Source organism: Roseateles sp. (assembly GCF_039929605.1).
GTDB lineage: Bacteria > Pseudomonadota > Gammaproteobacteria > Burkholderiales > Burkholderiaceae_C > Pelomonas.
Map to the genome: position 1 here is coordinate 18,159 of NZ_JBDSQX010000152.1, position 25,245 is coordinate 43,403.

The 25,245-nt window shown below is 67.8% G+C and carries 25 protein-coding genes and 1 pseudogene; 13 read left to right on the forward strand and 13 right to left on the reverse strand.

Features of this window, described 5'->3' with window-relative positions; genetic code table 11:
* Positions 1-3 precede the first annotated feature (3 nt).
* The gene (locus ABIS05_RS20635; RefSeq protein ID WP_348011660.1) at positions 4-651 is read right to left on the reverse strand and encodes a transglutaminase-like cysteine peptidase; all 648 of its coding nucleotides are present in this window, start codon (positions 649-651) and stop codon (positions 4-6) included.
* 100 nt (positions 652-751) lie between these two features.
* On the opposite strand from ABIS05_RS20635, the gene ABIS05_RS20640 reads away from it, so the two are divergent.
* Both ABIS05_RS20640 and ABIS05_RS20645 read left to right on the forward strand, forming a co-directional pair.
* On the forward strand, positions 752-1,666 hold the full coding sequence (locus ABIS05_RS20640; RefSeq protein ID WP_348011661.1) for an HDOD domain-containing protein: 915 nt from the start codon (positions 752-754) through the stop codon (positions 1,664-1,666).
* Complete coding sequence (locus ABIS05_RS20645; protein ID WP_348011662.1) at positions 1,663-2,229, forward strand: hypothetical protein; 567 nt, start codon at positions 1,663-1,665, stop codon at positions 2,227-2,229. Before ABIS05_RS20640 ends, ABIS05_RS20645 begins: the two co-directional genes overlap by 4 nt.
* Positions 2,230-2,239: 10 nt before the next feature.
* Here ABIS05_RS20645 and ABIS05_RS20650 read toward each other — a convergent pair whose 3' ends face one another.
* Positions 2,240-2,452 (reverse strand): hypothetical protein, encoded by a 213-nt coding sequence (locus ABIS05_RS20650; protein WP_348011663.1) that lies wholly within the window; start codon positions 2,450-2,452, stop codon positions 2,240-2,242.
* 137 nt (positions 2,453-2,589) lie between these two features.
* On the opposite strand from ABIS05_RS20650, the gene ABIS05_RS20655 reads away from it, so the two are divergent.
* On the forward strand, positions 2,590-3,993 hold the full coding sequence (locus ABIS05_RS20655) for a hypothetical protein (protein ID WP_348011664.1): 1,404 nt from the start codon (positions 2,590-2,592) through the stop codon (positions 3,991-3,993).
* Between the two features lie 56 nt (positions 3,994-4,049).
* Here the strand turns inward: ABIS05_RS20655 and lpdA are convergent, their stop codons facing one another.
* From lpdA to aceE, 3 genes are read right to left on the reverse strand one after another with little or no spacing between them, the layout of a single operon-like run.
* A complete protein-coding gene (lpdA, locus tag ABIS05_RS20660) occupies positions 4,050-5,849 on the reverse strand; it encodes a dihydrolipoyl dehydrogenase (protein WP_348011665.1) in 1,800 nt (599 codons plus the stop codon).
* A gap of 14 nt (positions 5,850-5,863) precedes the next feature.
* Entirely contained in the window at positions 5,864-7,525 is a 1,662-nt protein-coding gene (gene aceF, locus ABIS05_RS20665) for a dihydrolipoyllysine-residue acetyltransferase (RefSeq protein ID WP_348011666.1), read from the reverse strand.
* Between the two features lie 18 nt (positions 7,526-7,543).
* A complete protein-coding gene (gene aceE, locus ABIS05_RS20670) occupies positions 7,544-10,264 on the reverse strand; it encodes a pyruvate dehydrogenase (acetyl-transferring), homodimeric type (protein WP_348011667.1) in 2,721 nt (906 codons plus the stop codon).
* 179 nt (positions 10,265-10,443) lie between these two features.
* On the opposite strand from aceE, the gene ABIS05_RS20675 reads away from it, so the two are divergent.
* The 10 genes from ABIS05_RS20675 to ABIS05_RS20720 all read left to right on the forward strand — a co-directional run bounded on the left by ABIS05_RS20675 (position 10,444) and on the right by ABIS05_RS20720 (position 20,929).
* The gene (locus tag ABIS05_RS20675) at positions 10,444-13,041 is read left to right on the forward strand and encodes a PAS domain S-box protein (RefSeq protein ID WP_407074861.1); all 2,598 of its coding nucleotides are present in this window, start codon (positions 10,444-10,446) and stop codon (positions 13,039-13,041) included.
* The gene (locus ABIS05_RS20680; protein WP_348011669.1) at positions 13,038-13,661 is read left to right on the forward strand and encodes a response regulator transcription factor; all 624 of its coding nucleotides are present in this window, start codon (positions 13,038-13,040) and stop codon (positions 13,659-13,661) included. Before ABIS05_RS20675 ends, ABIS05_RS20680 begins: the two co-directional genes overlap by 4 nt.
* Before the next feature lie 76 nt (positions 13,662-13,737).
* Complete coding sequence (gene folD / locus ABIS05_RS20685) at positions 13,738-14,586, forward strand: bifunctional methylenetetrahydrofolate dehydrogenase/methenyltetrahydrofolate cyclohydrolase FolD (protein ID WP_348011670.1); 849 nt, start codon at positions 13,738-13,740, stop codon at positions 14,584-14,586.
* A 55-nt stretch (positions 14,587-14,641) separates the two neighbouring features.
* Entirely contained in the window at positions 14,642-14,932 is a 291-nt protein-coding gene (locus ABIS05_RS20690; RefSeq protein WP_348011671.1) for a type II toxin-antitoxin system Phd/YefM family antitoxin, read from the forward strand.
* A gap of 5 nt (positions 14,933-14,937) precedes the next feature.
* Complete coding sequence (locus tag ABIS05_RS20695; protein WP_348011672.1) at positions 14,938-15,315, forward strand: type II toxin-antitoxin system RelE/ParE family toxin; 378 nt, start codon at positions 14,938-14,940, stop codon at positions 15,313-15,315.
* A gap of 19 nt (positions 15,316-15,334) precedes the next feature.
* Positions 15,335-17,323, forward strand: coding sequence for a M3 family metallopeptidase (locus ABIS05_RS20700; protein ID WP_348011673.1), 1,989 nt, complete (start codon positions 15,335-15,337; stop codon positions 17,321-17,323).
* 99 nt (positions 17,324-17,422) lie between these two features.
* Entirely contained in the window at positions 17,423-18,097 is a 675-nt protein-coding gene (locus tag ABIS05_RS20705) for a response regulator transcription factor (protein ID WP_348011674.1), read from the forward strand.
* Between the two features lie 29 nt (positions 18,098-18,126).
* Positions 18,127-19,374 (forward strand): histidine kinase dimerization/phospho-acceptor domain-containing protein, encoded by a 1,248-nt coding sequence (locus ABIS05_RS20710; RefSeq protein WP_348011675.1) that lies wholly within the window; start codon positions 18,127-18,129, stop codon positions 19,372-19,374.
* 67 nt (positions 19,375-19,441) lie between these two features.
* Positions 19,442-20,362, forward strand: coding sequence for an alpha/beta fold hydrolase (locus ABIS05_RS20715; protein WP_348011676.1), 921 nt, complete (start codon positions 19,442-19,444; stop codon positions 20,360-20,362).
* Between the two features lie 51 nt (positions 20,363-20,413).
* Positions 20,414-20,929: a DUF1697 domain-containing protein gene (locus tag ABIS05_RS20720; protein ID WP_348011677.1), complete on the forward strand. Its 516-nt coding sequence runs from the start codon at positions 20,414-20,416 to the stop codon at positions 20,927-20,929.
* 85 nt (positions 20,930-21,014) lie between these two features.
* On the opposite strand, the gene ABIS05_RS20725 is transcribed toward ABIS05_RS20720, so the two are convergent.
* The 8 genes and pseudogenes from ABIS05_RS20725 to ABIS05_RS20760 form a co-directional block, all read right to left on the reverse strand.
* Positions 21,015-22,013 (reverse strand): expansin EXLX1 family cellulose-binding protein, encoded by a 999-nt coding sequence (locus tag ABIS05_RS20725; protein ID WP_348011678.1) that lies wholly within the window; start codon positions 22,011-22,013, stop codon positions 21,015-21,017.
* 20 nt (positions 22,014-22,033) lie between these two features.
* Positions 22,034-22,366, reverse strand: a complete 333-nt coding sequence (locus ABIS05_RS20730) for a hypothetical protein (protein WP_348011679.1) — start codon at positions 22,364-22,366, stop codon at positions 22,034-22,036.
* Between the two features lie 53 nt (positions 22,367-22,419).
* A pseudogene (locus ABIS05_RS20735) lies at positions 22,420-22,851 on the reverse strand (patatin-like phospholipase family protein); the annotation flags it as partial.
* A gap of 18 nt (positions 22,852-22,869) precedes the next feature.
* Positions 22,870-23,493, reverse strand: coding sequence for a glutathione S-transferase family protein (locus ABIS05_RS20740; RefSeq protein ID WP_348011680.1), 624 nt, complete (start codon positions 23,491-23,493; stop codon positions 22,870-22,872).
* On the reverse strand, positions 23,490-23,969 hold the full coding sequence (locus ABIS05_RS20745; RefSeq protein WP_348011681.1) for a hypothetical protein: 480 nt from the start codon (positions 23,967-23,969) through the stop codon (positions 23,490-23,492). Before ABIS05_RS20745 ends, ABIS05_RS20740 begins: the two co-directional genes overlap by 4 nt.
* A gap of 1 nt (position 23,970) precedes the next feature.
* Positions 23,971-24,270 carry a putative quinol monooxygenase gene (locus tag ABIS05_RS20750; RefSeq protein WP_348011682.1) on the reverse strand — a complete coding sequence of 100 codons (300 nt, stop codon included), beginning with the start codon at positions 24,268-24,270 and terminating at the stop codon, positions 23,971-23,973.
* A gap of 4 nt (positions 24,271-24,274) precedes the next feature.
* On the reverse strand, positions 24,275-24,802 hold the full coding sequence (locus ABIS05_RS20755; RefSeq protein ID WP_348011683.1) for a hypothetical protein: 528 nt from the start codon (positions 24,800-24,802) through the stop codon (positions 24,275-24,277).
* Entirely contained in the window at positions 24,799-25,221 is a 423-nt protein-coding gene (locus ABIS05_RS20760) for a glyoxalase/bleomycin resistance/extradiol dioxygenase family protein (protein WP_348011684.1), read from the reverse strand. Before ABIS05_RS20760 ends, ABIS05_RS20755 begins: the two co-directional genes overlap by 4 nt.
* Positions 25,222-25,245 lie beyond the last annotated feature (24 nt).

Consider the following 25,245-nt stretch of genomic DNA (forward strand, 5'->3'; position numbering starts at 1 on the left):
TCCTCATAAGAATCCCTCGGCTTTGACCTTGGCCACCAGCTCCCGCCACAGCGACAACCGCGCCAGCGGGTCGCCCGCCGTGACCTGGCCCATGCCCTGCCACAGGCCCTCGGTGTTGAAGCTGAACACCGGCGTCAGGTCGGTGCGCTGCGAGGCCGGCAGCACCTCGGGGCGCAGGTTGTCCAGGATCAAGGGCTCGGCGCCCGGCTCGGCATAGTAGGCCAGCACCATGTGCGCCAGCGACTGCCCCTGCTGCCGCGCCCGCACGTAAACCATGCGCAGCCGCACCGTGGGCACGCCGGCGGCGGCAAGGCTGAAGTACTTGGCGATGGCGTAGTCCTCGCAGTCACCGGCGCGCTTATCAAGGCTTTCCAGCGGCGAGGCCCAGTAGTCGGGCAGGCCCCAGGTAACGGCATCGTCCCTGAAGTCCAGGCGGTGGTTGAAGAAGTCGTTGACGTCCTTGAGCCGCTGCAGCTCCTCGTGGGTGCCGCTGCGCTCGATCTGCTGCACCAGCGCCCGGGCCTGCTCCACGACACGCGGCCCGCGCTCGGCGGCGGCCTCCAGCACGCGCCCGGCGTCATAGGCCGCAGAGGCCAGCAGGGGCAACGCGAGCAACGCGGCCAGCCACCAACGGCGGGGCGGGGTTGGCACGGCGAAACGGGCGGGCGAAGTCGGCAAGATTGACGGCGGGCAGGGATTGATTTCACTGTACCCGGGCCAACTGCCGCCCCGGCCCTCTAAGATTTTTGCCATGCAGAACCCGGCACCTTCCCACGCGAGCGCCGTTGCTGCCGCTCCCGGCGCGCGCGCGCAGCAGATCCGCGACGACCTCGACCAGTCGCGCCGCCGCGGCCCCTTGCAGCACATCCAGATCCCGCCCTGCCCCGAACTGCTGGCCCAGCTGCAGCAGGCCATGAGCCAGCCCGAGCCCGACCTCAACCTCGTCGCCCGCATCGCCTCCAGCGACGTGGCCATGGCCGCCACGCTGCTGCGCACCGCCAACAGCCCGCTGTTCAAGCCCGTGGGCCTGCCCTGCACCACCGTCGGCCAGGCGATGACGCGCATCGGCCTGCGCGAGAGCGTGGCCGTCATGACGGGCTTTCTCGTGCGGCACGCCATCCCCGTCAACTCGCCTCAACTGGCCCGCTTCTGGGAGCGCAGCGCCAAGCGCGCCATCGCCATGGCGACCATCGCGCGCGAGCTGCCGGGCCTGTCGCCCGAGCTGGCGCACAGCTTCGGCCTGTTTCTGCACGTCGGCGTGCCGGTGCTGCTGCAGAGCGTGCGCGGCTACGCGGCGACGATGGTGGAGGCCGGCGCGCGCATCGACCGGCCCTACATCGCCACCGAGAACGCCAACCACCGCACCGACCACGCCGTCGTCGGCGCGCTGGTCATTCGCGTGTGGAACCTGCCGGCGCCGCTGCTGGCCGCCATCCGCCTGCACCACGACTACGCGGCCCTGGGACACGCCGGCATTGAGCCCGAGACCCACACCTTGATCGCCGCCGGCCTCATCGCCGAGCACCTGATGCGCCGCCACGAAGGTCTGCCCGAAGACGCTGACTGGGCCAGCCACCACGCGAGCGCCATGGACTGGCTGCACATCGACTGGGAAGAACTCGGCCACTGGGAAGAAGCCGTCGACGAGCAGTTCGACGCGGCGTGAAATTGCCTCGCCTGCGCGTCGTCGTCCTCGTCGCCATGGTGGTGGTGACGCTCGCCACGCTGGGCTGGTGGATCTTCGGCCCCTCGGGCGTTGCCGTGCAGCTGACGAAACGCAGCTGGCGCATGGAGATCGTCATCGAGCGGCTGCGCAGCGAGTCGGGCTCGGACTGGTGCGACGACCTGCCCGCCGATGCCCGCGACGTGACGCGCCGCCTGAGGGCCGACCTCACGGGCAAGCGCGCCGAGCCCAGCGAGCATTGCCGCTACACCCAGATCGTCTGGCGCCGCCAGTGGATCGCCCAGAGCGCCGGCGGCCCGGCCGACCGGCCCGACTGGCCCCGCCCGCCGCTACGCGTGGCCCCGCCGGGCGAGGCCGGCAGCGAACGCCTGGGCAAGCGCGAGGCTTACTTCGAGATCGAGCTGCGCGACCGCAGCGACCACGCCTGGGTCTGCCGCGTCACGCAGGCGCGCTGGCAGCAGCTGCGCGTGGGCCAGCGGTTCCGCGTGCCGGTGGACCGCTTCGGCACGGCGAACTGCCCGGCGATGTACGAGTCGAGGCTTTGAGCTTTCGGCGTCAGTGCAGCAACTGCCAGGCGCCGACGATGACGTGGCCCCACAACGTGACGTTGAAGCACAGCAGCGTGAACACGCGCAGGAAGGTCCAGAACTTGCGCGCCCGCAGGAAGGCCTCGTCTTCGCCAGTAAAGACATAGATGCCCATGAAGAGCGCCGACGGCAGCAGGCTGGCGGCCATCACGAAGGCCATGAACCAGTAGAAAAAGGTCATGTGCCATTGTGGCGGGCGGGCTGGCGCATCTGCTTACTCGCTTGCAGAGAACCGTCCAGCCTGCCGCTCCGGCCGATCCGGGTCAACCAGGAGGCCGCACGCGACATTGAACCGGCCTCTCGGCTATTTGTTCCTTCATGTCGCTCAAATCCACCCTCACCCCGGTGGCCGCTCTCGTGGCAGCCCTGCTGGCCGGCTGCGCACAACCGCGCCACGTCGATCTGCACGCCGATGTCCGGATGAACGTCGCCGCACCGGCCTGGACGCCACTACCGCCGCCGCCCACGATCAGCGTCTACATCGAGCCGCCGATGGTCCAGCCAGACGCCGTGCTGGTGGACGTGGCGCCGCCGCCGATGCTGGTCGAGGCGCCACCAGCGCCACCGATGCCGGAGGCCGTCTGGGTGGGCGGCTACTGGGGCTGGCAAGGCCAGTGGGTGTGGTGCGCCGGCCGCTGGTTGCCGCCGCCGCAGCCGGGCTACCACTGGACCCAGCCCTACTACGAGCATCGTGACAGCGCGGTGGTCTACGTCGCCGGCCACTGGGCCGCAGCGGGCGTCAACTTCGCCCCACCGGCGCCCGGCCTGCGCTTGTCGTTACAGGTCTCCATCGGCGGGGGCGAGCGGCCCATCGGCCCAGCCGGTGTGTTCATCCCGCCGCCTCCCGGCTCGCGCGCGGGCCTGATCATCCCGGCGCCTATCGGCACGCCGCCTGCGGTGGTGGTCAGCGCACCACCAGTGGTCAACGTGGGCATGCGCGTGACCAACAACAACGTGACGAACAACGTCTCCCGCAACACGACGATCAACAACATCAACCACGTCACGAACATCACCAACGTGACAAATGTGACCGTGGTCGCCCCGCCCACCGCGACAGCCAACGGGCAGGCCTTCCATACCGAAGTGCCGGCGCAAGCCCACCTCGCCGCCGCGCTGCCGGCGCTTGTGCACGCCCAGGCTCCGCGACCGACCAGCACGACCCCGGTGGCCAACTTCAGCACCGGTCACACCCCGCCAGCGCTGCCTCCGGCCCAAGCCGTGCGCCTGGAGCCCGCCGCGCCGCACGGGGCGACGCCCACCAGCACGGCCCGCGAGCCCGAGCCACATGCGATGCCGCTACAGCCGAGGGGTGCCCAGGGCGCGGAGTTTGCTCGGCCGCCTGCCTCGCCACCCCGCGCTGCGACCGAGATGCCGACACCGCATGCCATGCCCGCGTCCGAGGGGCCGCGTCCAAGGCCACAGGACGACCGCCCACCGGAGTACCGCCCTCAGGCTCCGCAGCCGTTTCATGCGCAGGAACCCCATCCCCAGCCGCCCCACCCGGAACCGACTCGCGAGGCGCTTAAACAGGAAGCGGCACATCCACAAGCACAGCGTCACGAGGCGCCTTCAGCGCCCCCGGCCGACACGCACCGGCCACGCCCACCGGCGAAGCTGGCCACGCCGCCAGAGGCCCGCCACGACGAAGAGCGCGGTGAGCACAAGCCGCATCGCAAGGACGAGCAGCATCGCGAGCCCCCCAGCGAGGAGGCGCGCTGAAAGACAAAGGCCCGACGCTGGAGCACCAGGGTCGGGCCTTGCCTGCGCAGGCCGGGTCAGCGCTTGCGCACCGGCGGTATGTCCGTGCAGGACCCGTGCGCCACTTCCGCCGCCATGCCGAGCGACTCGCCCAGTGTGGGGTGCGGGTGGATGGTCTTGCCGATGTCCACTGCGTCCGCGCCCATCTCGATGGCCAACGCGATCTCGCCGATCATGTCGCCGGCATGCGTGCCGACGATGCCGCCGCCGATGATGCGGTGGCTCTCTTCGTCGAACAGCAGCTTGGTGAAGCCCTCGTCGCGGCCGTTGGCAATCGCACGGCCCGAGGCCGTCCACGGGAACAGGCCCTTGGTGATCTTGATGCCCTTGGCCTTGGCCTCGTCCTCGGTGATGCCGACCCACGCTACCTCGGGGTCGGTGTAGGCCACGCTCGGAATCACGCGGGCGTCGAACTGGCTCTTCTTGAGCTTCTCGTCGCCCAGCAGTTCGCCGGCGATGACTTCCGCCGCGACGTGGCCTTCGTGCACCGCCTTGTGGGCCAGCATGGGTTGGCCAACGATGTCGCCGATGGCGAACACACTCGGCACATTGGTGCGCATCTGCACGTCGACCGGGATGAAGCCGCGGTCGCTCACCGTCACGCCGGCGTTCTCGGCGCCCACCTTCTTGCCATTGGGCGCGCGGCCCACGGCCTGCAGCACGAGGTCGTAGCGCTGCGGCTCTTTCGGGGCGCCCTCGCCTTCGAAGGTGACCCAGATGCCGTCGGGCCTGGCCTCGGCGCCCACCGTCTTCGTGTTCAACATGATGTTGTCGAAGCGGTGCGCGTTGAACTTTTGCCAGACCTTGACGAGGTCGCGGTCGGCGCCGGTCATCAGCGTGGGCAGCATCTCGACGACGTCCAGGCGCGTGCCCAGCGTGGAGTACACGGTGCCCATCTCCAGGCCGATGATGCCGCCGCCGACGATGAGCATCTTCTCGGCCTCGACGTCCATCTCCAGCGCGCCGGTCGAGTCCACGATGCGCGGATCGTTGGGCAGGAAGGGCAGCCGCACGGCTTGTGAGCCGGCCGCGATGATGAGGCGCTTGAAGGCCACGGTCTGCGAGGACCCGGTCTTGGCTTGGCCCACGGCGCCTTCGGTCGCTTCGACCTTGAGGTTCTGGGCATCGAGCAATGTGCCGACGCCTCGTAGCACTGCTACCTTGCGCATCTTGGCCATCGCCGCCAGACCACCGGTCAGCTTGCCGGTGACCTTGTTCTTGTGGGCGCGCAGCTTGTCGATGTCGACTTCGGGCTCGCCGAACTTCACGCCGAGGTCGGCCATGTGGCTGACCTCGTCCATGACGGCCGCCACATGCAGCAGCGCCTTGGACGGGATGCAGCCGACGTTCAGGCAGACGCCGCCGAGGGTGGCGTAACGCTCGACGAGAGCCACCTTCAGGCCCAGGTCGGCGGCGCGGAAGGCAGCGGAGTAGCCACCGGGGCCACCGCCGAGGACGACGAGGTCGAAGGCTTGGTCGGCGCTGCCCGTGTACGTCGCAGCGGCAGGAGCCGGTGCGGCGGCAACGGGAGCCGCCACAGGCGCCGCAGCAGCAGGAGTCGGCGCGGGGGCAGCGGCTTCCGCCGACTCCAGCGTCAGCACGACCGAGCCCTTCTTGACCTTGTCGCCGATGTTGACGCGCAGCTCTTTCACCACGCCGGCCGCAGACGACGGGATCTCGATCGACGCCTTGTCGCTCTCGACGGTGATGAGGCTCTGCTCGACCTTGACGGTATCGCCGGGCTTGACTAACAGCTCGATGACGCCGACTTCGTCGAAGTCGCCGATGTCCGGAACTTGAACTTCAATGATTGCCATGAGTCCAGCCCCTCTTACAGCGCGATCCGACGGAAGTCGGACAGCAGCGACGCGAAGTAGACGTTGAAGCGAGCAGCCGCAGCGCCGTCGATGACGCGGTGGTCCCAGCTCAACGACAGCGGCAGGATCAGGCGCGGCTGGAAGGCCTTGCCGTCCCACACGGGCTCGATGCTGCTCTTGCAGACGCCCATGATGGACACCTCGGGCGCATTGATGATGGGCGTGAAGTACTTGCCGCCGATGCCGCCGAGTGACGAGATCGAGAAGCAGCCGCCGGTCATGTCGGCGGGGCCGAGCTTGCCGTCGCGGGCCTTCTTGGCCAGCTCACCCATTTCGGCGGTGATCTGGAAGATGCCCTTCTTGTCGGCGTCGCGGATGACGGGCACGACGAGGCCGTTGGGCGTGTCTGCCGCGAAGCCGATGTGGAAGAACTGCTTCAGCACCAACGTGTCGCCATCGAGCGAGCTGTTGAACTCGGGGAACTTCTTCAGCGCCGCCACGGCCGCCTTGATCATGAAGGCAAGCATCGTGACCTTGATGCCGGCCTTCTCGTTCTCCTTGTTCAGCTGGACGCGGAAGGCTTCCAGCTCGGTGATGTCGGCATCGTCATGGTTGGTGACGTGCGGGATGACCACCCAGTTGCGATGCAGGTTGGCGCCCGAGATCTTCTTGATGCGCGACAGCTCCTTGCGCTCGACGGCACCGAACTTCTCGAAGTCGACCTTGGGCCAGGCCAGCACATTGAGGCCAGAGCCACCGCCAGAAGCTGCCGGGGGTGCGACAGCCTTTTGCGCAGCGGTCTGCACCGCGCCGCTCATGACGGCCTTGACGAAGCCCTGCACGTCGCTCTCGACGATGCGGCCCTTGGCGCCACTGCCCTTCACCTCGGCCAGCGGCACGCCGAGTTCACGGGCGATCTTGCGGATGCTGGGCGAGGCGTGCGGCAGGTTGCCAGTGGGCGCGGAGGGCTGGTGCGGCGGCAGCGCGGCGGTTGGCACCGTCTTTACTTCGGCGGCTGCGGGAGCCGCAGGCGACGGGGCCGGAGACGCAGCGGCCGTGGCGGGCGCTGCGACGGGCGCAGATGCGCCACCGGTAGCAGTCACGCGCGCCAGCGGCGAGCCCTTCTTGACCTTGTCGCCGATCTTGACGAGCAACTCCTCGACGACACCGGCGGTCGACGACGGGATCTCCATCGAGGCCTTGTCGCTCTCGACGGTGATGAGGCTCTGCTCGACCTTGACGGTGTCGCCGACCTTCACGAGCAGCTCGATGACGGCCACTTCGTCGAAGTCGCCGATGTCGGGCACTTCGATGGTGACGGGGCCGCTGCTCTGCGCGGGGGCCGGCGCAGGCGCGGCGGGCTCGGCCGCAGGAGCTGGGGCCGGTGCAGCAGCGGCAGGGGCCGGGGCGGCCGCCGCAGGCGCGGGCGCAGCAGCGCCCTCGCCTTCGACGAGCACCAGCACGCTGCCCTGCTTGACCTTGTCGCCCACGGCGACCTTGATCTCCTTGACGACGCCGGCCTGCGACGACGGAATCTCCATCGACGCCTTGTCGCTCTCGACGGTGATCAGGCTTTGCTCGACCTTGACGGTGTCGCCCACCTTGACCAGCACCTCGATGACGCCGACTTCGTCGAAATCGCCGATGTCCGGAACCTTGACTTCAACCAATGCCATTTTTTTGTCTCCCCGGGCTTACGCGTACAAAGGATTGATCTTGTTGGCGTCAATGCCGTACTTGGCAATCGCCTCCGCCACGCGCTCGACCGGCACCGCGCCGTCATCGGCCAACGCCTTCAGCGCGGCCACGACGATGTAGTGGCGGTTGACTTCGAAGTGCGCACGCAGCTTGCTGCGGAAGTCCGAGCGCCCGAAGCCGTCGGTGCCCAGCACCTTGTACGAACGGCCACGCGGGATGAAGGCGCGGATCTGCTCGGCGTAGTTCTTCATGTAGTCGGTCGACGCGATCACCGGGCCCTTGGTGTGGCCGAGTTGCTGCGTCACGAAAGGCACGCAGGCCAGTTCGGTCGGGTGCAGCAGGTTCCAGCGCTCGGCGTTCTGGCCGTCGCGGGCCAGCTCGTTGAAGCTCGGGCAGCTCCACACGTTGGCGCCCACGCCCCACTCTTCTTCCAGCAGCATCTTGGCCACTTGGCTCTCGCGCAGGATGGTGCCGGAGCCCAGCAGGTTGACGGCGATGGTCTTGCCCGCGTCGGCCTCTTCGAGCAGGTACATGCCCTTGAGGATGTGTTCCTCGGTGCCGGCCTTGAGGCCAGGCATCGGGTAGTTCTCGTTCAGCAGGGTGATGTAGTAGTAGACGTTTTCCTGGTCTTCCACCATGCGCTTCAAGCCGCGCTGCATGATGACCGCCACTTCGTGCGCGAAGGTCGGGTCATAGGACACGCAGTTAGGAATCGTGCTGGCCAAGATGTGGCTGTGGCCGTCCTCGTGCTGCAGGCCTTCGCCGTTCAGCGTCGTGCGGCCGGACGTGCCGCCCAGCAGGAAGCCACGGGCCTGCATGTCGCCGGCGGCCCAGGCCAGGTCGCCGATGCGTTGGAAGCCGAACATCGAGTAGTAGACGAAGAACGGAATCATCACGCGGTTGTTCGTCGAGTACGACGTTGCCGCAGCGATCCAACTGGCCATGCCGCCGGCTTCGTTGATGCCTTCCTGCAGCACCTGGCCGGCCTTGTCCTCGCGGTAGTACATGACCTGGTCGCGGTCGACCGGCGTGTACTGTTGGCCCGCAGGGTTGTAGATGCCGATCTGGCGGAACAGGCCTTCCATGCCAAAGGTGCGCGCCTCATCCACCAGGATGGGCACGACGCGCGGGCCGAGCTCCTTGTCGCGCAGCAGCGTGGTCAGGAAGCGCACATAGGCCTGCGTCGTCGAGATCTCACGGCCTTCCGCCGTCGGGTCCAACACGGGCTGGAAGGTGGCCAGGTCGGGCACCTTCAACGCCTCGTCGGTCTTGGCGCGGCGCTTGGGCAGGTAGCCACCCAGGGCCTTGCGGCGCTCGTGCAGGTACTTCAGTTCCTGCGAGCCTTCGGCCGGTTGGTAGAACGGGATCTTGGGCAGGTCTTCATCCGACACGGGGATGTTGAAACGGTCGCGCATGGCGCGGATGTCGTCGTCCTGCAGCTTCTTGGTCTGGTGGGCGGTGTTCTTGCCTTCACCGATCTTGCCCATGCCGAAGCCCTTGACGGTCTTGATCAGCAGCACTGTCGGCTGGCCGACGGTGTTGACCGCCTTGTGATACGCAGCATAGACCTTCTGCGGATCGTGGCCGCCGCGTTGCAGGCGCCAGATGTCCTCGTCGCTCATCTTGGCGACGAGTTCCAGCAGCTTGGGATGCTTGCCGAAGAAGTTCTTGCGCACGAAGGCGCCGTCGTTGGCCTTCATGGCCTGGTAGTCACCGTCGACGGTGTCCATCATGACCTTGCGCAGCAGCTCGTCCTTGTCGCGCGCCAGCAGCGGGTCCCAGTAGCCGCCCCAGATCAGCTTGATGACGTTCCAGCCGGCGCCGCGGAACTCGCCTTCGAGCTCCTGGATGATCTTGCCGTTGCCGCGCACCGGGCCGTCCAGGCGCTGCAGATTGCAGTTGACGACGAAGATCAGGTTGTCGAGCTTCTCGCGTGCGGCCAGGCCGATGGCGCCCAGCGATTCCGGCTCGTCCATCTCGCCGTCGCCCAGGAAGACCCAGACTTTGCGCTTGCTCGTGTCGGCGATGCCGCGGGCATGCAGGTACTTCAGGAAGCGGGCCTGGTAGATGGCCATCAAGGGGCCCAGGCCCATCGAGACGGTCGGGAACTGCCAGAAGTGGGGCATCAGCTTGGGATGCGGGTAGCTCGACAGGCCCTTGCCGTCTACTTCCTGGCGGAAGTTGATGAGCTGTTCTTCGGTGATGCGGCCTTCCATGAAGGCGCGGGCGTAGATGCCCGGGGCGCTGTGGCCCTGGATGTAGAGCAGGTCGCCACCGTGCACGCCGTCGTCGGCATGCCAGAAGTGGTTGAAGCCGCAGCCCAGCATGGTGGCCAGCGACGCGAACGAGCTGATGTGGCCGCCCAGGTCACCCCCATCTTCGGGGTTGTGCTTGTTGGCACGCACCACCATCGCCATCGCGTTCCAGCGCATGAATGCGCGCAGACGCTCCTCGATCTCGATGTTGCCGGGGAAGCGTTCTTCCTGGTCGGTCGGGATGGTGTTGACGTAGGCCGTGTTGGCCGAGAACGGCACGTCGATGCCGGCCTGGCGGGCGTGGTCGATCAGGGTTTCGAGCAGGAAGTGGGCGCGCTCGCTTCCTGATGCATCGCCCTCCTCGCCGATGACGGCCGAGAGGGCATCCAGCCACTCACGGGTTTCCTGCGGGTCGTTGTCGTTCGCGGCGGCGCCGAGAAACTCTTGTGGCTGGGCTGACATGGCCGTGTCTCCTTCAAGTGCCACCTCTACGGGCGGCGGGTGTTCTACAAGGGCGTGCGCGAACGCAGGCGCTGCGGGCGGCCGCAGTGTCTCATAAAGCGCTTGAACTTCCCAAATGGCGCGAGACGATTTCTTATTGTGAAATTACGGTGACTGCCGCCGCCCCGGATAATTTAGCGATGGCCCTTGATTCGCACGCTCCCGTGACCCGCACACGCCGACAACGCCTGCTGGCGCCTTGGCGCCGCCTGGTCGCCACCTGGTGGTTCCGGCAGTCGCCGTCGCGCCAGGACAGGCTGGCCACGCTGGGCCCGCTGATCTCCGTGCTGCTTTTCCTGGCGGCCATCATTTCGGCCTTCTGGTATCTGCGCAACGAAGAAATCGAGCGCGAGACCGAGTCCGTCAAGCGTGACACCGAGATCGCCCAGCAGCAGATCCGCCTGCGCCTGATCGAGAACCAGGAGCAGCTCGTGCGCATTGCGCGCGAAGTGGTCACCCGCCAGATCGACGCGCATGAGTTCTCCGCCCAGGCCCAGGCCTTTGCGCGCGACCGGCCCGAGCTGACGCATGTGACCTGGCTGAGCAACAAGCGCGAGCGCCGCAGCAGCGTGGGCGCGTCGGGCTTCCAGGCCGACGGCCTGATGTCCGCCGACGGCAACGACCCGTCCATGCCCATGCCCAACCAGTCCAACGCGGCGGAACAAGCCTTCGAGGCCGCCAAGGACCGACGCCAGCCCGTCTACTCGCCGCCATTCACCGACAGCAACGGCGTCACCGTCTTCCAGCTGCACATCCCGCTGATCGACCGGGGCGGCTTCGTCGGCGTGCTGATCGCCGAGTACACCGTCGAGGCCCTGCTGCGCTACTACGTGCCCAGCGAGGTCTCCACGCGCCACAGCATCGCCGTGCTGGATTCGCGCGACCAGGTCGTCAGCAGCACCGTCACGCCCATGCCCGGCCAGCGCCTGCGCCGCGCGGCGCTGCTGCACGACGTACCGCTGGCGCCGGCGCTGAACGGCCTGGTGCTGCGCGGCCAGGGCTGGCGCACGTCCATCGGCCTCATCAACAACGCGCTGTTCTGGCTGGTGCTGGCGCTCGCGGGCATGACGGTGTGGATGCTGCTCGGCACCTGGCGCCACATGCGCCGACGCACACAGATTCAGAACGCGCTGACGCTGGAGACCAACTTCCGCCGCGCGATGGAGAACTCCATGCTGACCGGTATGCGCGCCATGGACATGGACACGCGCATCACCTACGTGAACCCGGCCTTCTGCGCGATGACGGGGTTCTCGGACACCGACCTCGTCGGCCGCACGCCGCCCTACCCCTTCTGGCCCAACGACCGCCGCGAGGAGAACGCGCGGCTGCTGCAGCAGGAGCTCGGCGGCCGCAGCCCCTCGGGCGGCGTGGAGGTCAGGATCCAGCGCAAGGACGGCTCGACCTTCGATGCGCGCGTCTATGTTTCGCCGCTGGTGGACACCAAGGGCAAGCAGACCGGCTGGATGACCTCGATGACCAACATCACCGAGGCCAAGCGCGTGCGCGACCAGCTCTCCGCCTCGCACGAACGCTTCACGACCGTGCTGGAAGGGCTGGACGCGGCCGTGTCCGTGCTGTCCGTCACGCCGCCCGAGCTGCTGTTCGCCAACCGCAGCTACCGGCTCTGGTTCGGCGCCGACCCGGCCGGCCACGCGCTGCTGGCGGGCGGCCAGTTGATGGGCACCACCAACCGGCGCGGCATCGACGACAGCGCCGACGAGGTGGACGACTATTCCGGCCTGCCCGCCGAGGCCCTGACCGACCTGGGTTCGGACCCGCGCGAGGTCTACGTGGAATCGCTGGCGATGTGGTTCGACGTGCGCGCCCGCTACCTGCAGTGGACCGACGGCCGCCTGGCGCAGATGCTGATCGCCACCGACATCACGATGCGCCGCGCCGCCGAGGCCCAGGCCGCCTTGCAGGCCGACAAGGCGCAAGTCACCAGCCGGCTGATGACCATGGGCGAAATGGCCTCCAGCGTGGCCCACGAGCTGAACCAGCCGCTGACCGCCATCACCAACTACTGCAACGGCATGGTCAGCCGCGTGCGCGCGGACAGCATCGACAAGGAGTCGCTGATGGCCGCGCTGACCAAGACGGCCAAGCAGGCCGAGCGCGCCGGCCAGATCATTCACCGCATCCGCAACTTCGTGAAGCGCAGCGAGCCGCAGCGCGCGCCGGCCTTTGCGCCCGACATCGTCGAGGACGCCGTGGAGCTGGCGGGCATCGAACTGCGCCGCCGCAACGTCGCCATCCACACCTACATCGCGCAGCGGCTGCCGCAGATGATGGTGGACCCCATCCTCATCGAGCAGGTGCTGATGAACCTGCTGAAGAACGCGGCGGAGGCCATCGACAACGCCTCCCTGCCCACCTCGCGCCGCCACATCGAGCTGCGCGTGGTGCCCAAGCACAGCGCGGAGCTGGGCGGCCACATCGAGTTCTCGGTGACCGACATGGGGCCCGGCTTGCCCGACGAGGTGCTGGCCCGCATGTATGAGGCCTTCTTCTCCACCAAGGCCGATGGCCTGGGCATCGGCTTAGGGTTATGCCGGTCTATCGTCGAGTCCCACCAGGGCCGGATAAAAGCCGAGAACCTCTACAATGGCGCCCTCGTCGTTGGGTGCCGATTCGCCTTCACGATCCCGGTCACCATCACCTCAGAACACCTGCGCGCGGACGCCTCCAACGGTGCCGCCGGCCACGCTCAGAGAACCGAACCCACCACACCATGAGCTTGATCCCCAAAAAGGGCAACGTCTACGTCGTAGACGACGACGAAGCGGTCCGCGACTCCCTGCAGTGGCTGCTTGAAGGCAAGGACTACCGGGTCAAATGTTTTGACTCGGCCGAATCCTTCCTCACGCGCTACGACCCCCGCGAGGTCGCCTGCCTCATCGCAGACATCCGCATGGACGGCATGACCGGCCTGGAACTCCAGGACCGTCTCATCGAGCGCAAGAGCCCCTTGCCCATCGTCTTCATCACCGGCCACGGCGACGTGCCCATGGCAGTGCAGACGATGAAGAAGGGCGCGATGGACTTCATCGAGAAGCCGTTCAAGGAAGAGGAACTGCTGGCACTCGTGGAGCGCATGCTCGACCAGGCCCGCGAAGCCTTCTCCAGCCACCAGGAAGCCGCAAGCCGCGACGCCCTGCTGGCGCGGCTCACGACACGTGAAGCGCAAGTGCTGGAGCGCATCGTCGCCGGCCGCCTGAACAAGCAGATTGCCGACGACCTCGGCATCAGCATCAAGACGGTCGAAGCCCACCGCGCCAACATCATGGAAAAGCTCAACGCCAACACGGTGGCCGACCTGCTCAAGATTGCCTTGGGTGCGACCGCCAAGGCTTGAGTTCTTGATTTACCCAAGAGGCCGCTGAACTTTCAGCGGCTTTTTGCTTTCTGAACATGAACCGAACTCATCTGCCATGACTGCCCAACTGATCGACGGCCTCGCCCTGGCCAAGCAACTGCGTGCCGAAGCCGCCACCCGCGCCGCCGCGCTGACCGCCAAAGGCCACCAGCCCGGCCTCGCCGTCGTCCTCGTTGGCGACAACCCGGCCAGCCAGGTCTATGTGCGCAACAAGGTCAAGGCCTGCGAGGAAGCCGGCATCCACTCGCGGCTGGAAAAGTACGAGGCGACGATGACCGAGGCCGAGTTGCTGGCCCGCGTCGAGGCGCTGAACAACGATCCGACCATCCACGGCATCCTGGTGCAGCTGCCTCTGCCCAAGCACATCGACGACCACAAGGTCATCGAGTCCATCTCACCGGCCAAGGACGTCGACGGCTTCCACGTCGCCAGCGCTGGCGCGCTGCTGGTGGGTGAGCCCGGTTTCAAGGCCTGCACGCCTTACGGCTGCATGAAGATGCTGGAACACATCGGCATGAAGGACCTGAAGGGCAAGCACGCCGTCGTCATCGGCCGCAGCAACATCGTCGGCAAGCCGATGGCGCTGATGCTGCTGGCCGCGAACGCCACCGTCACCGTCTGCCACAGCGGCACGGCGGACCTGGGCGCCATGACGCGCCAGGCCGACGTGATCGTCGCCGCCGTGGGCAAGCGCAACGTGCTGACGGCCGACATGGTCAAGCCCGGCGCCGTCGTCATCGACGTGGGCATGAACCGCAACGACGACGGCAAGCTCTGCGGCGACGTGGACTTCGACGGTGTGAAGGAAGTGGCGGGCTGGATCACCCCCGTGCCGGGCGGGGTCGGCCCGATGACGATTGCCATGTTGCTGGTCAACACGCTTGAATCGGCAGAGCGGGCTTGAATCTGTCGACTGACCGTTGCACTATGCTGCAACGAATCCGTTAACAGGAGTTGCCATGAGCATACGAAGCAGTGACGTGGTTCCCATCAGCGATGCGCGCGCCCGGTTGACGGAGCTCGCGGAAGACGTGGTGAGCGCCGGTCGCGAGAAGGTGCTGACGAAAAACGGCAGCAGCTATGTCGCCTTGGTGGACGCCCGCAAGCTCGACTACTACCACGCGCTCGAAGCCGAGCACGGCCACCTGATGCTCGGCCAGGGGGCGCTGGAAGGGTTGGCTGACTTGGCCTCTGGACGCGTGGTGGACGACAGCTTGCTGGATGCCGCGCTGGCCCTGCCTGCACGCTGAGCTTCGTGCCACTGCCCGTCCACGCCCGGCTCCAGGCCTCGCAATCCTTCATCCGCGACGTGCGGGCGAGCGGCGAATTCATGCGCCAGCAGGATGACGCCAGTGCAGATGCGCGCTACGCCCGGCTGCTCTCCCAGTTGGCCGAGGTGCGGGAACTGCTCAGTTGGAATCCTGCTTCCGGCCGCCCGGCTCGCTTCCTGCAGGCGCAATCTTTTCAGGGGCGAGCGCTGGCCGAGCGGGCCATCGCGCAAGCGGCGGCTCAAGGCCTGCCGCATCTGCGCGAACTCGTCGTCAAGCCTTACGTCCTGCTCTACGCTCATGGTCAAGATCGTGTACTTTTGCTCGCACTAAGACACGAACGCCAGTTGAGTTTCGGCCTCTGAGCCCTACTGCATCTCCATCATGACCAATCCCCTGCTCTCCACCGCCGCCCTGCCCGAGTTCGCGGCCATCTGCCCCGAACATGTGCAGCCCGCCATCACCGAGCTGCTGGCCGCCGCGCAAGCCGCGCTGGACGAGGCCACCAGGCCCGAAACACCGGCCGACTACGACGTGTTGTCACGCATCCTCGACACCGCGACCGAGCGCATGGGCACGGCCTGGCATGCCGTCGGCCATCTCAACGCCGTGGCGGACACGCCCGCGCTGCGCGAGGCCTACAACGCGGTGCTGCCGGCCGTCACCGAGTTCAGCACGGCGATGGGCGCCAACGAGGCGCTGTTCGCCAAGTACAAGGCCGTCGTGGCCGCGCAGGGCGATTCCTTGAGCGCGCCGCGCCAGCAGCTGCTCAAGCACGCCATCCGCGACTTCGTGCTGTCCGGCGCCGAGCTGCAGGGCGAGGCCCGCGAGCGCTACGCGGCCATCCAGGAACGCAGCGCCGAGCTGCAGCAGCAGTTCAGCGAGCATGTGCTGGACGCGACCGATGGCTGGAGCTACATCGCGACCGCCGACGAACTCGCCGGCGTGCCGCAGGACGTGCTGGACGCGACCAAGCTGGACGATGGTGGCCACAAGATCACGCTGCACTTCCCGGTCTACCTGCCCGTCATGCAATACGCCGAGAACCGCGCGCTGCGCGAGAAGCTCTACCGCGCCTACGTGACCCGCGCGAGCGAATCGGGCAAGCCGGAGTGGGACAACACCGCCGCGCTGCGCGAGATCGTGGCGTTGCGTCAGGAGGAAGCTCAGCTGCTCGGCTACGCCAACTTCGCCGACGTGTCGCTGGCGCCCAAGATGGCCTCCACGCCGGCCGAGGTGACGACTTTCCTGAGCGACCTCGCCAAGCGTGCCCGCCCCTTCGCCGAGAAGGACCTGGCCGAGCTGCGCGAGTTCGCCAAGGGGCAACCGCTCGAATCCTGGGACGTGTCCTACTGGAGCGAGAAGCTCAAGGAAGCCCGCTACGCCTTCAGCGACCAGACGGTGAAGCTCTACTTCACGGCCACGAAGGTGGTGCCCGGCCTGTTCTCCATCATCGAGCGGCTGTTCGATGTGTCGATCAGCGAGGCCCACGCCTCGGTCTGGCACGAGACCGTCAAGTTCTACGAGATGCGCCGTGGTGGCGTGTTGATCGCCCAGTTCTACCTCGACCTCTACGCCCGCAACGGCAAGCGCCCCGGCGCCTGGATGGACGAAGTGCGCAGCCGCTGGCTCAAGCCTTCCGGCGAACAGCAGACGCCGGTCGCGCTGCTGACCTGCAACTTCGCGCCTCCGGTGGGCGACAAACCTGCGCTGCTGACGCACGACGACGTCATCACCCTCTTCCACGAGTTCGGCCACGGCCTGCATCACATGCTGACGCAGGTGAACGACCTGGGCGTGTCGGGCATCTCCGGCGTCGAGTGGGACGCCGTCGAGCTGCCCAGCCAGTTCATGGAGAACTTCTGCTGGGAGTGGGACGTCCTCTGCCAGCTGAGCGGCCATGTCGACACGGGCGAGCCGCTACCGCGCGAGCTGTTCGACAAGATGATCGCCGCCAAGAACTTCCAGAGCGGGCTGATGACGCTGCGCCAGATCGAGTTCTCGCTGTTCGACATGCGCCTGCATGCCACGCCGGGCTCGGAGGCCGACGTGCAGAAGGTGGTCGACGACGTTCGCGCCGAAGTCGCCGTGCTCGTCCCGCCGAGCTTCAACCGCTTCCAGCACAGCTTCTCGCACATTTTTGCGGGCGGCTACGCGGCGGGCTACTACAGCTACAAATGGGCCGAGCTGCTCAGCGCCGACGCCTGGAGCGCCTTCGAGGAAGAAGGCGTGTTCAACCCGGCGACCGGCAAGCGCTTTCTGAATGAAGTGCTGGAGCAAGGCGGCGCGCGCGATGCCATCGAGAACTTCAAGGCCTTCCGTGGCCGTGAGCCGAAGATCGACGCGCTGCTGCGGCACCAAGGCATGGCCTGAGGAAGCGCCGAACCCGCCCTCGAGCGCAGCGCTTCCTTGACGTTTCCTTCACGCGGCCTTGCCTAGACTGACGCGCATCGCCTGCGCCGAGGAGACGCCGTGAATCGCATCCTGGTCGTCGAGGACCATGCGCCGCTGCGCGCCCAGATCGCGGCGCTGCTGCAGGGCGCGGGCTGGTTGGTGGAGGAAGCCAGCGACGGCCGGCTGGGCCTGCAGCTGGCGCTGGAGCAGCCACCCGACGTGCTGGTGCTGGACCTGGGCCTGCCCGGCCTGGACGGCATTGAGCTATGCCGCCGGTTGCGCGAACAAGCCGACCGCCACGTGCCCGTGCTGATGCTGACCGCCCGCGACGGCCTGGACGACAAGCGCCAGGGCTTCGGCGCAGGCGCCGACGATTACCTGCTCAAGCCCTTTGCCGGCGAGGAACTGCTGTGGCGCTGCCAGGCGCTGGCGCGGCGCGGTGAGCTGGGGCGCAGCCCGGTGCTGCAGCGTGGCCCGCTGCGCATCGACCGGCGTGCAGGCGCAGTCAGTGCCGGGGATGGCCCGGTCTTGCCACTGCCGCGCCAAGCGTATCGGCTGCTGGTGGCCCTGGCCGAGGCCTGGCCGCGCACCGTCACGCGCAGCGAGCTGCAGCAGCAGCTGTGGGCAGACGAGCCGCCCGAGTCCGACGCGCTGCGCAGCCATCTCTACACGCTGCGCCAGGCGCTGGCCGCGGACCAGGCGCTGGTCAAGACGGTTCACGGCGTGGGGCTGCGCCTGGATCTGCCTGGATGAGCGCAGCAGCGCCTGCTTACCGACCGCGCTTGCGTCGCCGCCTGACGCTGGCCTTCGCCGGCTATGCGCTGGCGGTCAGCGCGCTGTTCGGCCTGTTCGCGATGCTGTTCGTCTACGCCGTCGAGGACGAATTCTTCGCCAGCGCGCTGCGCCAGGAACTCAGCCGCCAGCAGGCCCACCATGCCCGGCATGGCGACTGGGCCGTGCCGGCACAGGACTTCATCCGCATCTACCGCGACGGCGCCTCGCTGCCCGATGACTTCGCCCGAGCACTCGCCGCGCGCCCGCAAGCCCGCGAGCTGCCGGGCGAGGCGGGCCGGCACTATCACCTGCAGCCACTTGATGCCGCCGGGGCGCTGCTGGTGGCCGAGGTGGGCAGCCAGTTGGTGGTGCGGCCCATGCGCCATCGGCTGCTGCTGTGGCTGGGCCTGTGCTGCGGCGGTGCGACGCTGCTGGCGCTGGCCCTGGGCGCCTGGCTGGCCTGGCGCAGCAGCGCGCCGCTGGCCCGGCTGGCGGACCGCGTGGCGCAAAGCCGCCCCGAGCAGTTGCCGCTTGATCTGGCCGGCCCGCCGCAGGCCGCGGAGGATGAGGTCGGCCGACTGGCCCGCCACCTGGACGCGCTGAACCGGCGCACCCGCGATCTCATCGCACGCGAACAAACCTTCACGCGCGACGCCAGCCACGAGTTGCGCACGCCGCTGGCGGTGCTCGGCATGGCCCGCGAGGACCTGCAGCGCAGCGCCTCGCCCACACAGCAGGCGACGCTGGCGACCATGGACTCGGCGATCTGGCAGTTGCACCAGACCGTGGACCTGCTGCTCACCCTGGCGCGCGAGAGCGACGTGCCCGCCGCCGCGCCCGAACTGGCACTGCTGCCCCAGATCGAACAGCTGGTGCTCGCCCACGCGCCGCTGCTGGACCGGCACGGCGTGGCGCTGGAGATCGATGTGCCGCCCGGCTTGACCCGTCCCTGGCCACCGGCGCTGACGCGACTGTTGCTCGCCAATTTGCTGGCCAATGCGCTGGCGCATCGCGGCTCGCCGCACATCCGCATCGAGGCCGACCCGCGACGCCTGAGCCTCAGCAATGCGAGCGAACCGCCGCCGCCAGCGCTGCTGCAGGCTGGCGCGGCCGGCCGCGAGACGGGCCTGAAGGGCGAGGCCAGCGCCGGCCTGGGCCTGGGCCTGTCCATCGTGCGGCGGTTGGCCGAGCGCCACGGCCTGAGGCTTGAACTGAGCCACGAGGCCGGCGTCACGCGCGTCAGCCTGGTCTCCTGAGGCCTCACGTTTCCTTCACGCGTGGTCTCACAGACTGGCGGCCTCTCCCCACCAGACAGCCACCACGATGATGAAGAAAGCCGGCAAATACATCTCTGCTCTCCTTGGGCTGGCCGCCGCCGCAGGCGCCGTCTGGTGGGCCGCCTTCGGTCTCAGACCCTATGACCTCTCGCCGACCGAGCTGCAGTCGCGCCACGCCCTTGCGCCGGTGGCCGGGCTGGAGGTTCGGCTCGACCCGCTGGAAGATATCGACGGCGGCCACCGGGCGCAGACGCTGCGCTTCATCAGCTTCGACGGCCGCGAGGCGACGGGGCGCATCGTCTACCCCAGGGGCGCCACCGGGCCCGTGCCCGTGCTGCTCGGCCTGCACGGCATGGGCCGCAACCACCATCGCTGGTGGCAGGCCGAGTTCAAGGAACGCCCCACCATCGAACAGACGCAGCGCATCACCGCGCTGGCGCTGTCCCGCGGCTACGCCGTGCTGGCGCTCGACGCGCGCGAGCACGGTGATCGAAAGAACCCTGACCACACCGTCCGACACATCATGCGCGACCTGCACCTGTGGGGCCGGCGCGAAGCCTACGAGCGCATGGTCGTCGACACGGTGAAGGACTACCGCGTGCTGCTGGACTGGGCGGTGCGCCAGCCCACCATCGACGCCCGCCACATCCGCGCGGCCGGCTACAGCATGGGGGCGCAGATGGCACTGTTGCTGGGCGGCCTGGACACGCGCATCGAGGCGGTCGCGGCCATCGTGCCGCCTTACGTGGACGACAAGCTGGCCGCCGTCTCACCGCAACGCCTCCTCGCCGGGCTGGCCGGCAAGACCGTGTGGCTGCTCAGCGCGGATGACGACGAGCACGCCAGCGCGGCGCAGAACCAGGCCCTGTTCGACGCGCTGCCCGGCACCAGCAAGCAGCACCTGCGCTTCCCGGGCGGGCATGTGCTGCCTGAGGGCTACGTCGAGAGGCTGCGCCCCTGGTTCTGAGCTACAACCCCGGCTCGGCAGCCCGCCTTTTCTTTCACAGGAGTTCGGAACATGCGCTACGTCGCCCTTTGGCGCGGCATCAACGTCGGCAAGGCCAAGCGCCTGGCGATGGCTGACCTCAAGGCGCTGCTCACTGAACTGGGCGCCACGAACGTCGCGACGCTGCTGAACAGCGGCAACGCGGTCTTCGACGTGAAGAAGAAGCTCAGCGCCGACAAGATCCGCGCGGCAGTGGCCGAGAAGCTCGGCGTCGACGCCGTCGTCATCCTGAAGACGGCCGCCGAGTGGGCCACCATCGCGGCGGCCCATCCGATTGCCGAGGCTGACGACCCAAGTCGCCTCCTGGTCGCCATCCCTGCCGACACCACCACGCTGCAGGCCGCCGCAACCGTCATGGCCGACAGCGGCGAGCGCTTCGTCATCACGGCGTACGCGGCCTATCTGTGGTGCGGCAACGGCATCCTGGAAAGCAAGGCAGCGGTGCTGTTGCTCAAGAAGCTCGGCGAAGCGGGCACTACACGCAACTGGGCGACAGTGCAGAAACTGGATGCGCTGGCCCAGGCCTGAGCTGACGGCACAGTCAGCCGGTGCCTGAGCTACTGTTGTCGGCTTGGCGGCCACCATGGCCCATCCGCAGACCTATCGCCGCATTTCAGCGGTTGGCGCAGAACCCGAACTGCGTTGTCGCGCCTGCGGCCAGCGTCTTGTTCCAGTCCGCCCCGGTCGCGGTGAGCTGGGTGTCCGACTGGGTCAGGTTGCCATTCCACGAGCTGCTCACCGTGCCGGCGATGGTGATCTTGACCGTCCAGGTCAGTGGCGAGCTGTTCGGGTTGGTGACGTTGACATTGGTGCAGTAGCCGCCGTTCCATTCGTTGATGGGACTCAGGCTCGTCGTGGCTCCAACGGTGGTAGTGGTGCCGGGCGACCCGGACGACCCGCCGCCGGTCACGCCCGTGGCCAGAACCTGTGGGAACTGCTGGCCCGTGGAAATTTCAGTGGTGACCGCCAGCGCCACCGAGCCGACGTTGAGCACGTTGCCGAAGACATCCGTGATCTGCAGGTCATAGGGCCCCGCGCCCATGCCGCCGGACGCGATGAAGTAGTTGTACGACTCACGCGGCAGGCCGGCATAGGACGACCCGCTGCCCGTGCGCCGGTAGGCAACGCTGGCGACCGGGTTGCGATGCTCGCGCACCTGGATGCCAGCCCACCATTCACTGGAGCCTTCCTTGAAGTACACCTTGGCCGGCGTGGACGTGCCGCTCACATACGTCCAGCTGATCGGAATGATGCCCGCGCCCAGTGGAGAGATCTTGGCGAAGGCTTGCTCCGAAAGATCGACATCGCCGACGCCGCATCCAGGGCATTGGTCGTCGATGCGCACCACGACCTTCTGCATCGTGTTGAGGTTGGTCACCTCGATGTAGGCACCACAGGCTTGCGAGCCGTTGTAGTCCGCCGCATTCATGGCGGCTGTGAGGGTGGTGCTTGCCGGCATGGGCAAGCTGCAATTCCCGCCACCGCCGTATCCGTAGTAGGTACCTTTGCCGGTATGGGTCGACTGATAGCCGGCCTGTGCCAACGCGCCGACGCTCAGCAGGGGGGTCATGACCGCCACGATGGCGCAGCGAATCCAGTTTGAGAATTTCATGGTGTTCCTCCAATAGTTGTTCATGGTCCCAGCCCGAGATGACCCGCCAATAAGCAAGCCATCTGGCACGTGCCCTGGGTCGCCCTGGGTCGGTCAGGCGCGGGAGTATCTCCAGCAGATGCGCGAACGCAGATCGCGGTGGATTCGCTTACCGACGTTACGCTTCTCTCGAATTCACGAGCCGCGCATCGGCGTCCATCAATCGCCGTTCTCGCGATGCGCGAGTCGCAACCCAGCGCCAGCAGCTCCTTGACGCCCGGGTCGGCGGCGGCCTTGGCGCCGAGCTGCCTGCCGACCAGGCGCTGCGCGCGGCGCAGGTTCTGCATGCGCTCGTGGTCGCCCAGGTGCTCCATGATTCGGCTAGCGTGGGGGCCAGCTGTCGCCATGGCAACGGGTCGCGTTGTGGTCAGAAAGGCCGCGAGCAAGGCGCAAAGCGGAGCCGGGTTGGGCACCCGGCGAGCATTTGCAACGCCGCGCGCGGCCTTTCAGTCCACAACCCTTCGGGAAGGTCCGCCAGCGGCGCGCGGCGGTTCATGTCCCACGACTGCGGGCCGCGCGGCTTGAAGAAGCCCGGCACGCCGCTGGTCAGCGTCTGCCGGGTCTGCAGGCCCTGCTGCCACAGCGCCGTCCAGGGGCTGGAGGGCAGTTGCGGCGCAAAGGCCGGCCGCGTCACGCGTTCCCAGAAGCTGCGCATCGCCACCACCCGATCACCCGGCGCATTGCCGGCGATCAAGGCCGCATTGATGGCGCCGATGGACGTGCCCACCAGCCAGTCCGGCGGCAGGTTCGCGTCCTCCAGCGCCTCGACAAAGCCCGCCTGGTAGGCGCCCAGCGCGCCGCCGCCCTGGAAGCCATGTCAGAGGTTGAGTGCGTCGTCACAGGGAATGGCGCGGAACACCGGCAGCGCTTCCATCGCCGCCGCGTGCGCGGCCAGATGCGGGAAGCGAGCGGCCGGTGCCGCGTCGGGCAGCATGAACTGCGTGAAGGTCCAGGCCACGCCGGCCGTGATGGCGGCCTGCTGAAGACCGGCCTCGCGCGTGTCCAGCGGCTGGGCGGCCAACTCGGCGTCCAACTCGCCATAGGCGGCATGCAGCTGGCCGGTGACGCGGTCTATCCAGGGCTGATGCAGCTTCTCGGCCGGGCGCAGGCCGCGCTCGTAGACGATCTGCGCCGTCTTCTCGCAGCCCGCCAGCGCCAGGCCGACGAGGCGCAGTTCGCGCAGCAACGCGGCCGGCTCGGCGGGCATCAGGCTGCGCCCGGCGAGCGCCTCGGCGTAGATCAGCATCAGCGTCGAGTCCATCAAGACGCTGCCATCGTCGGCGATCAACGTGGGTGCCTTCACGACCGGGTTGATCTGCTGAAACTCGCCGAAGCCGCGAAACACCGACACGGCCGCATGCTCGAAGGGCAGGCCCAGCAGGCGCATCGAGATGGCGACGCGGCGCACGAAGGGGGAATCGAGGATGCCGATGAGCTTCATGGCGGTGCCGCCTTGTCCAGCTTGGGGAGTCCACTGTCGCGCAACAACCGTTCCAGGAAGTCCTGGCCATGCAGACGTTCGATCTCGGCCTGCACCACGCGGTTGTAGCCGTCGGCGTAGGCCTGCGACTGCGGCGTGGGCACGGCGCCGCGGCTGATCCAGATGACGCCGTAACGCGTCTTCAGGCGCTCGGCCCTGGCCAGGTCAGCCTTGCTCGGCGGCTGTTCGAGGAAGGTCTGCAGCTGAAGCAGGCCGTCGTCGAGGTCCTTGCGGGCTTTGGCTTCGCCGCGTGCAAGCTCCACCACCGGGTTGCCGATGCGCAGGTCGACGGTCGCGACCAGTTGCCGGTCCGTGTGCGTCGAAGGGCCGACGATGCCGAAGCTGTCGAACAGGTAGAGCACCGTGCCTGCGGCGATCACGCTGGCCAGCACGGCGGCCACCTGAACGCGGCGGGATCGGGGGCGGTGCCATTGCATGTCAACGCGCTCCCAGGCGATGGCCGCCGATGGGCCGCGTGACGCGGTACTCGCCGAAGCTGGCGATCAGCGGCCGGGCCTTGGCGATGACGGCCTGCACCGCCGGCAGCTTGAGCGAGGCCTGGTGCGCGTCGGCGCTGTCCCAGACTTCGGTGATCCAGACGGTCACGTCGTCGGCCGGGTCCTCGGCAATCACGTAGCTCAGGCAGCCCGGCATCTCGCCCGTTTCGGCCAGCATCAGCGCGATCAGTTCGGCGCGCCGGCCCTCTGCAGCCTTGAAGCTGCCCATCAATCCATGCATCGCATCAGTTCCTTGAATTTCCATTCCGTGCCAGCGGCGCCAGGGCCGCCTGCACGCGAGTCTGCCAGCCGGCGAGCTCGGCCGCGCTCCAGTCCGGCCAGCTCGGCGACTGCGCCTCCAGCTCGGCCGCCAGCATGCGCAGGTCGCCCGAGTCCGACACGGCTGCCGCCAGGCTGAGCCGCGCCAGCCATTCCTGCGCCTGGCGCATGCGTGGATAGGCCGCGAACAGCCAACGCGCCACGTCGGGCCGCGCGCGCCAGTCGGCGCTGCCGAAGCGCTCGACGGCCTGCGCCGTCAGCCGTTGGCCGGCGCCCAAGCAGTCGAAGGCCACGCAGCCGGAAAACCCCCGCTCGATCAGCCCGTCATGGATGCCGCAGCGGAAGTCCGCGCAGAGATGGTGACAGGCCTTCTCGGCGGGCTTGTCGAAGCCGAAGCCCTGCACCGCGTCGAAGGGCGGGATCACGCAGCACAGCGCCGCGCAGGCCGAGCAGTCGGCCTTGAGGTGCGCGGGCAGCTGCAATCCGTTCTTCACTCCGCATCAGGCGACACGCCGACCATCCAGCCCACGCCGAAGGGGTCGGTGACCATGCCGAACAGCGGCGCCCAGAAGGTCTTGCCCAGCGGCATCGTCACCTTGCCGCCAACGGCGAGCGCGGCAAAGGCCTCGCGGGCGGCGTCGTGGTCGGGGCAGTCCAGCGACAGCGAGAAGCCCTTGAAGCTGCCTTCGCCCGTGCACATGCCGTCGGACATCATGACCAGCGCGCCGCCGATGTGCACCGAGGCATGCATGATCTTGTTCTCCGAGCCCGGCGGCAGCATGCCCTCGGGCTGCGGCTCGGGGCTCTCGGAGTTGCGCATCATGAATTCCACACGGGCGCCGAGCGCCTTCTTGTAGAACTCGATGGCCTCTTCGCAGCGGCCGTCAAAGAACAGGTAGGGGTCGATCTTCATCGCGGGTCTCCTGAAGGGGAATGG

Excerpts from the sequence above, each read along its gene's own strand:
- ABIS05_RS20640 (WP_348011661.1), top strand. The coding sequence starts at position 752 with ATGCAGAACCCGGCACCTTCCCACGCGAGCGCCGTTGCTGCCGCTCCC.
- ABIS05_RS20650 (WP_348011663.1), bottom strand. The coding sequence starts at position 2,452 with ATGACCTTTTTCTACTGGTTCATGGCCTTCGTGATGGCCGCCAGCCTG.
- ABIS05_RS20655 (WP_348011664.1), top strand. The coding sequence starts at position 2,590 with ATGTCGCTCAAATCCACCCTCACCCCGGTGGCCGCTCTCGTGGCAGCC.
- lpdA (WP_348011665.1), bottom strand. The coding sequence starts at position 5,849 with ATGGCAATCATTGAAGTTCAAGTTCCGGACATCGGCGACTTCGACGAA.
- aceF (WP_348011666.1), bottom strand. The coding sequence starts at position 7,525 with ATGGCATTGGTTGAAGTCAAGGTTCCGGACATCGGCGATTTCGACGAA.
- aceE (WP_348011667.1), bottom strand. The coding sequence starts at position 10,264 with ATGTCAGCCCAGCCACAAGAGTTTCTCGGCGCCGCCGCGAACGACAAC.
- ABIS05_RS20675 (WP_407074861.1), top strand. The coding sequence starts at position 10,444 with ATGGCCCTTGATTCGCACGCTCCCGTGACCCGCACACGCCGACAACGC.
- ABIS05_RS20680 (WP_348011669.1), top strand. The coding sequence starts at position 13,038 with ATGAGCTTGATCCCCAAAAAGGGCAACGTCTACGTCGTAGACGACGAC.
- folD (WP_348011670.1), top strand. The coding sequence starts at position 13,738 with ATGACTGCCCAACTGATCGACGGCCTCGCCCTGGCCAAGCAACTGCGT.
- ABIS05_RS20690 (WP_348011671.1), top strand. The coding sequence starts at position 14,642 with ATGAGCATACGAAGCAGTGACGTGGTTCCCATCAGCGATGCGCGCGCC.
- ABIS05_RS20700 (WP_348011673.1), top strand. The coding sequence starts at position 15,335 with ATGACCAATCCCCTGCTCTCCACCGCCGCCCTGCCCGAGTTCGCGGCC.
- ABIS05_RS20715 (WP_348011676.1), top strand. The coding sequence starts at position 19,442 with ATGATGAAGAAAGCCGGCAAATACATCTCTGCTCTCCTTGGGCTGGCC.
- ABIS05_RS20720 (WP_348011677.1), top strand. The coding sequence starts at position 20,414 with ATGCGCTACGTCGCCCTTTGGCGCGGCATCAACGTCGGCAAGGCCAAG.
- ABIS05_RS20725 (WP_348011678.1), bottom strand. The coding sequence starts at position 22,013 with ATGAAATTCTCAAACTGGATTCGCTGCGCCATCGTGGCGGTCATGACC.
- ABIS05_RS20730 (WP_348011679.1), bottom strand. The coding sequence starts at position 22,366 with ATGGAGCACCTGGGCGACCACGAGCGCATGCAGAACCTGCGCCGCGCG.
- ABIS05_RS20740 (WP_348011680.1), bottom strand. The coding sequence starts at position 23,493 with ATGAAGCTCATCGGCATCCTCGATTCCCCCTTCGTGCGCCGCGTCGCC.
- ABIS05_RS20745 (WP_348011681.1), bottom strand. The coding sequence starts at position 23,969 with ATGCAATGGCACCGCCCCCGATCCCGCCGCGTTCAGGTGGCCGCCGTG.
- ABIS05_RS20750 (WP_348011682.1), bottom strand. The coding sequence starts at position 24,270 with ATGCATGGATTGATGGGCAGCTTCAAGGCTGCAGAGGGCCGGCGCGCC.
- ABIS05_RS20760 (WP_348011684.1), bottom strand. The coding sequence starts at position 25,221 with ATGAAGATCGACCCCTACCTGTTCTTTGACGGCCGCTGCGAAGAGGCC.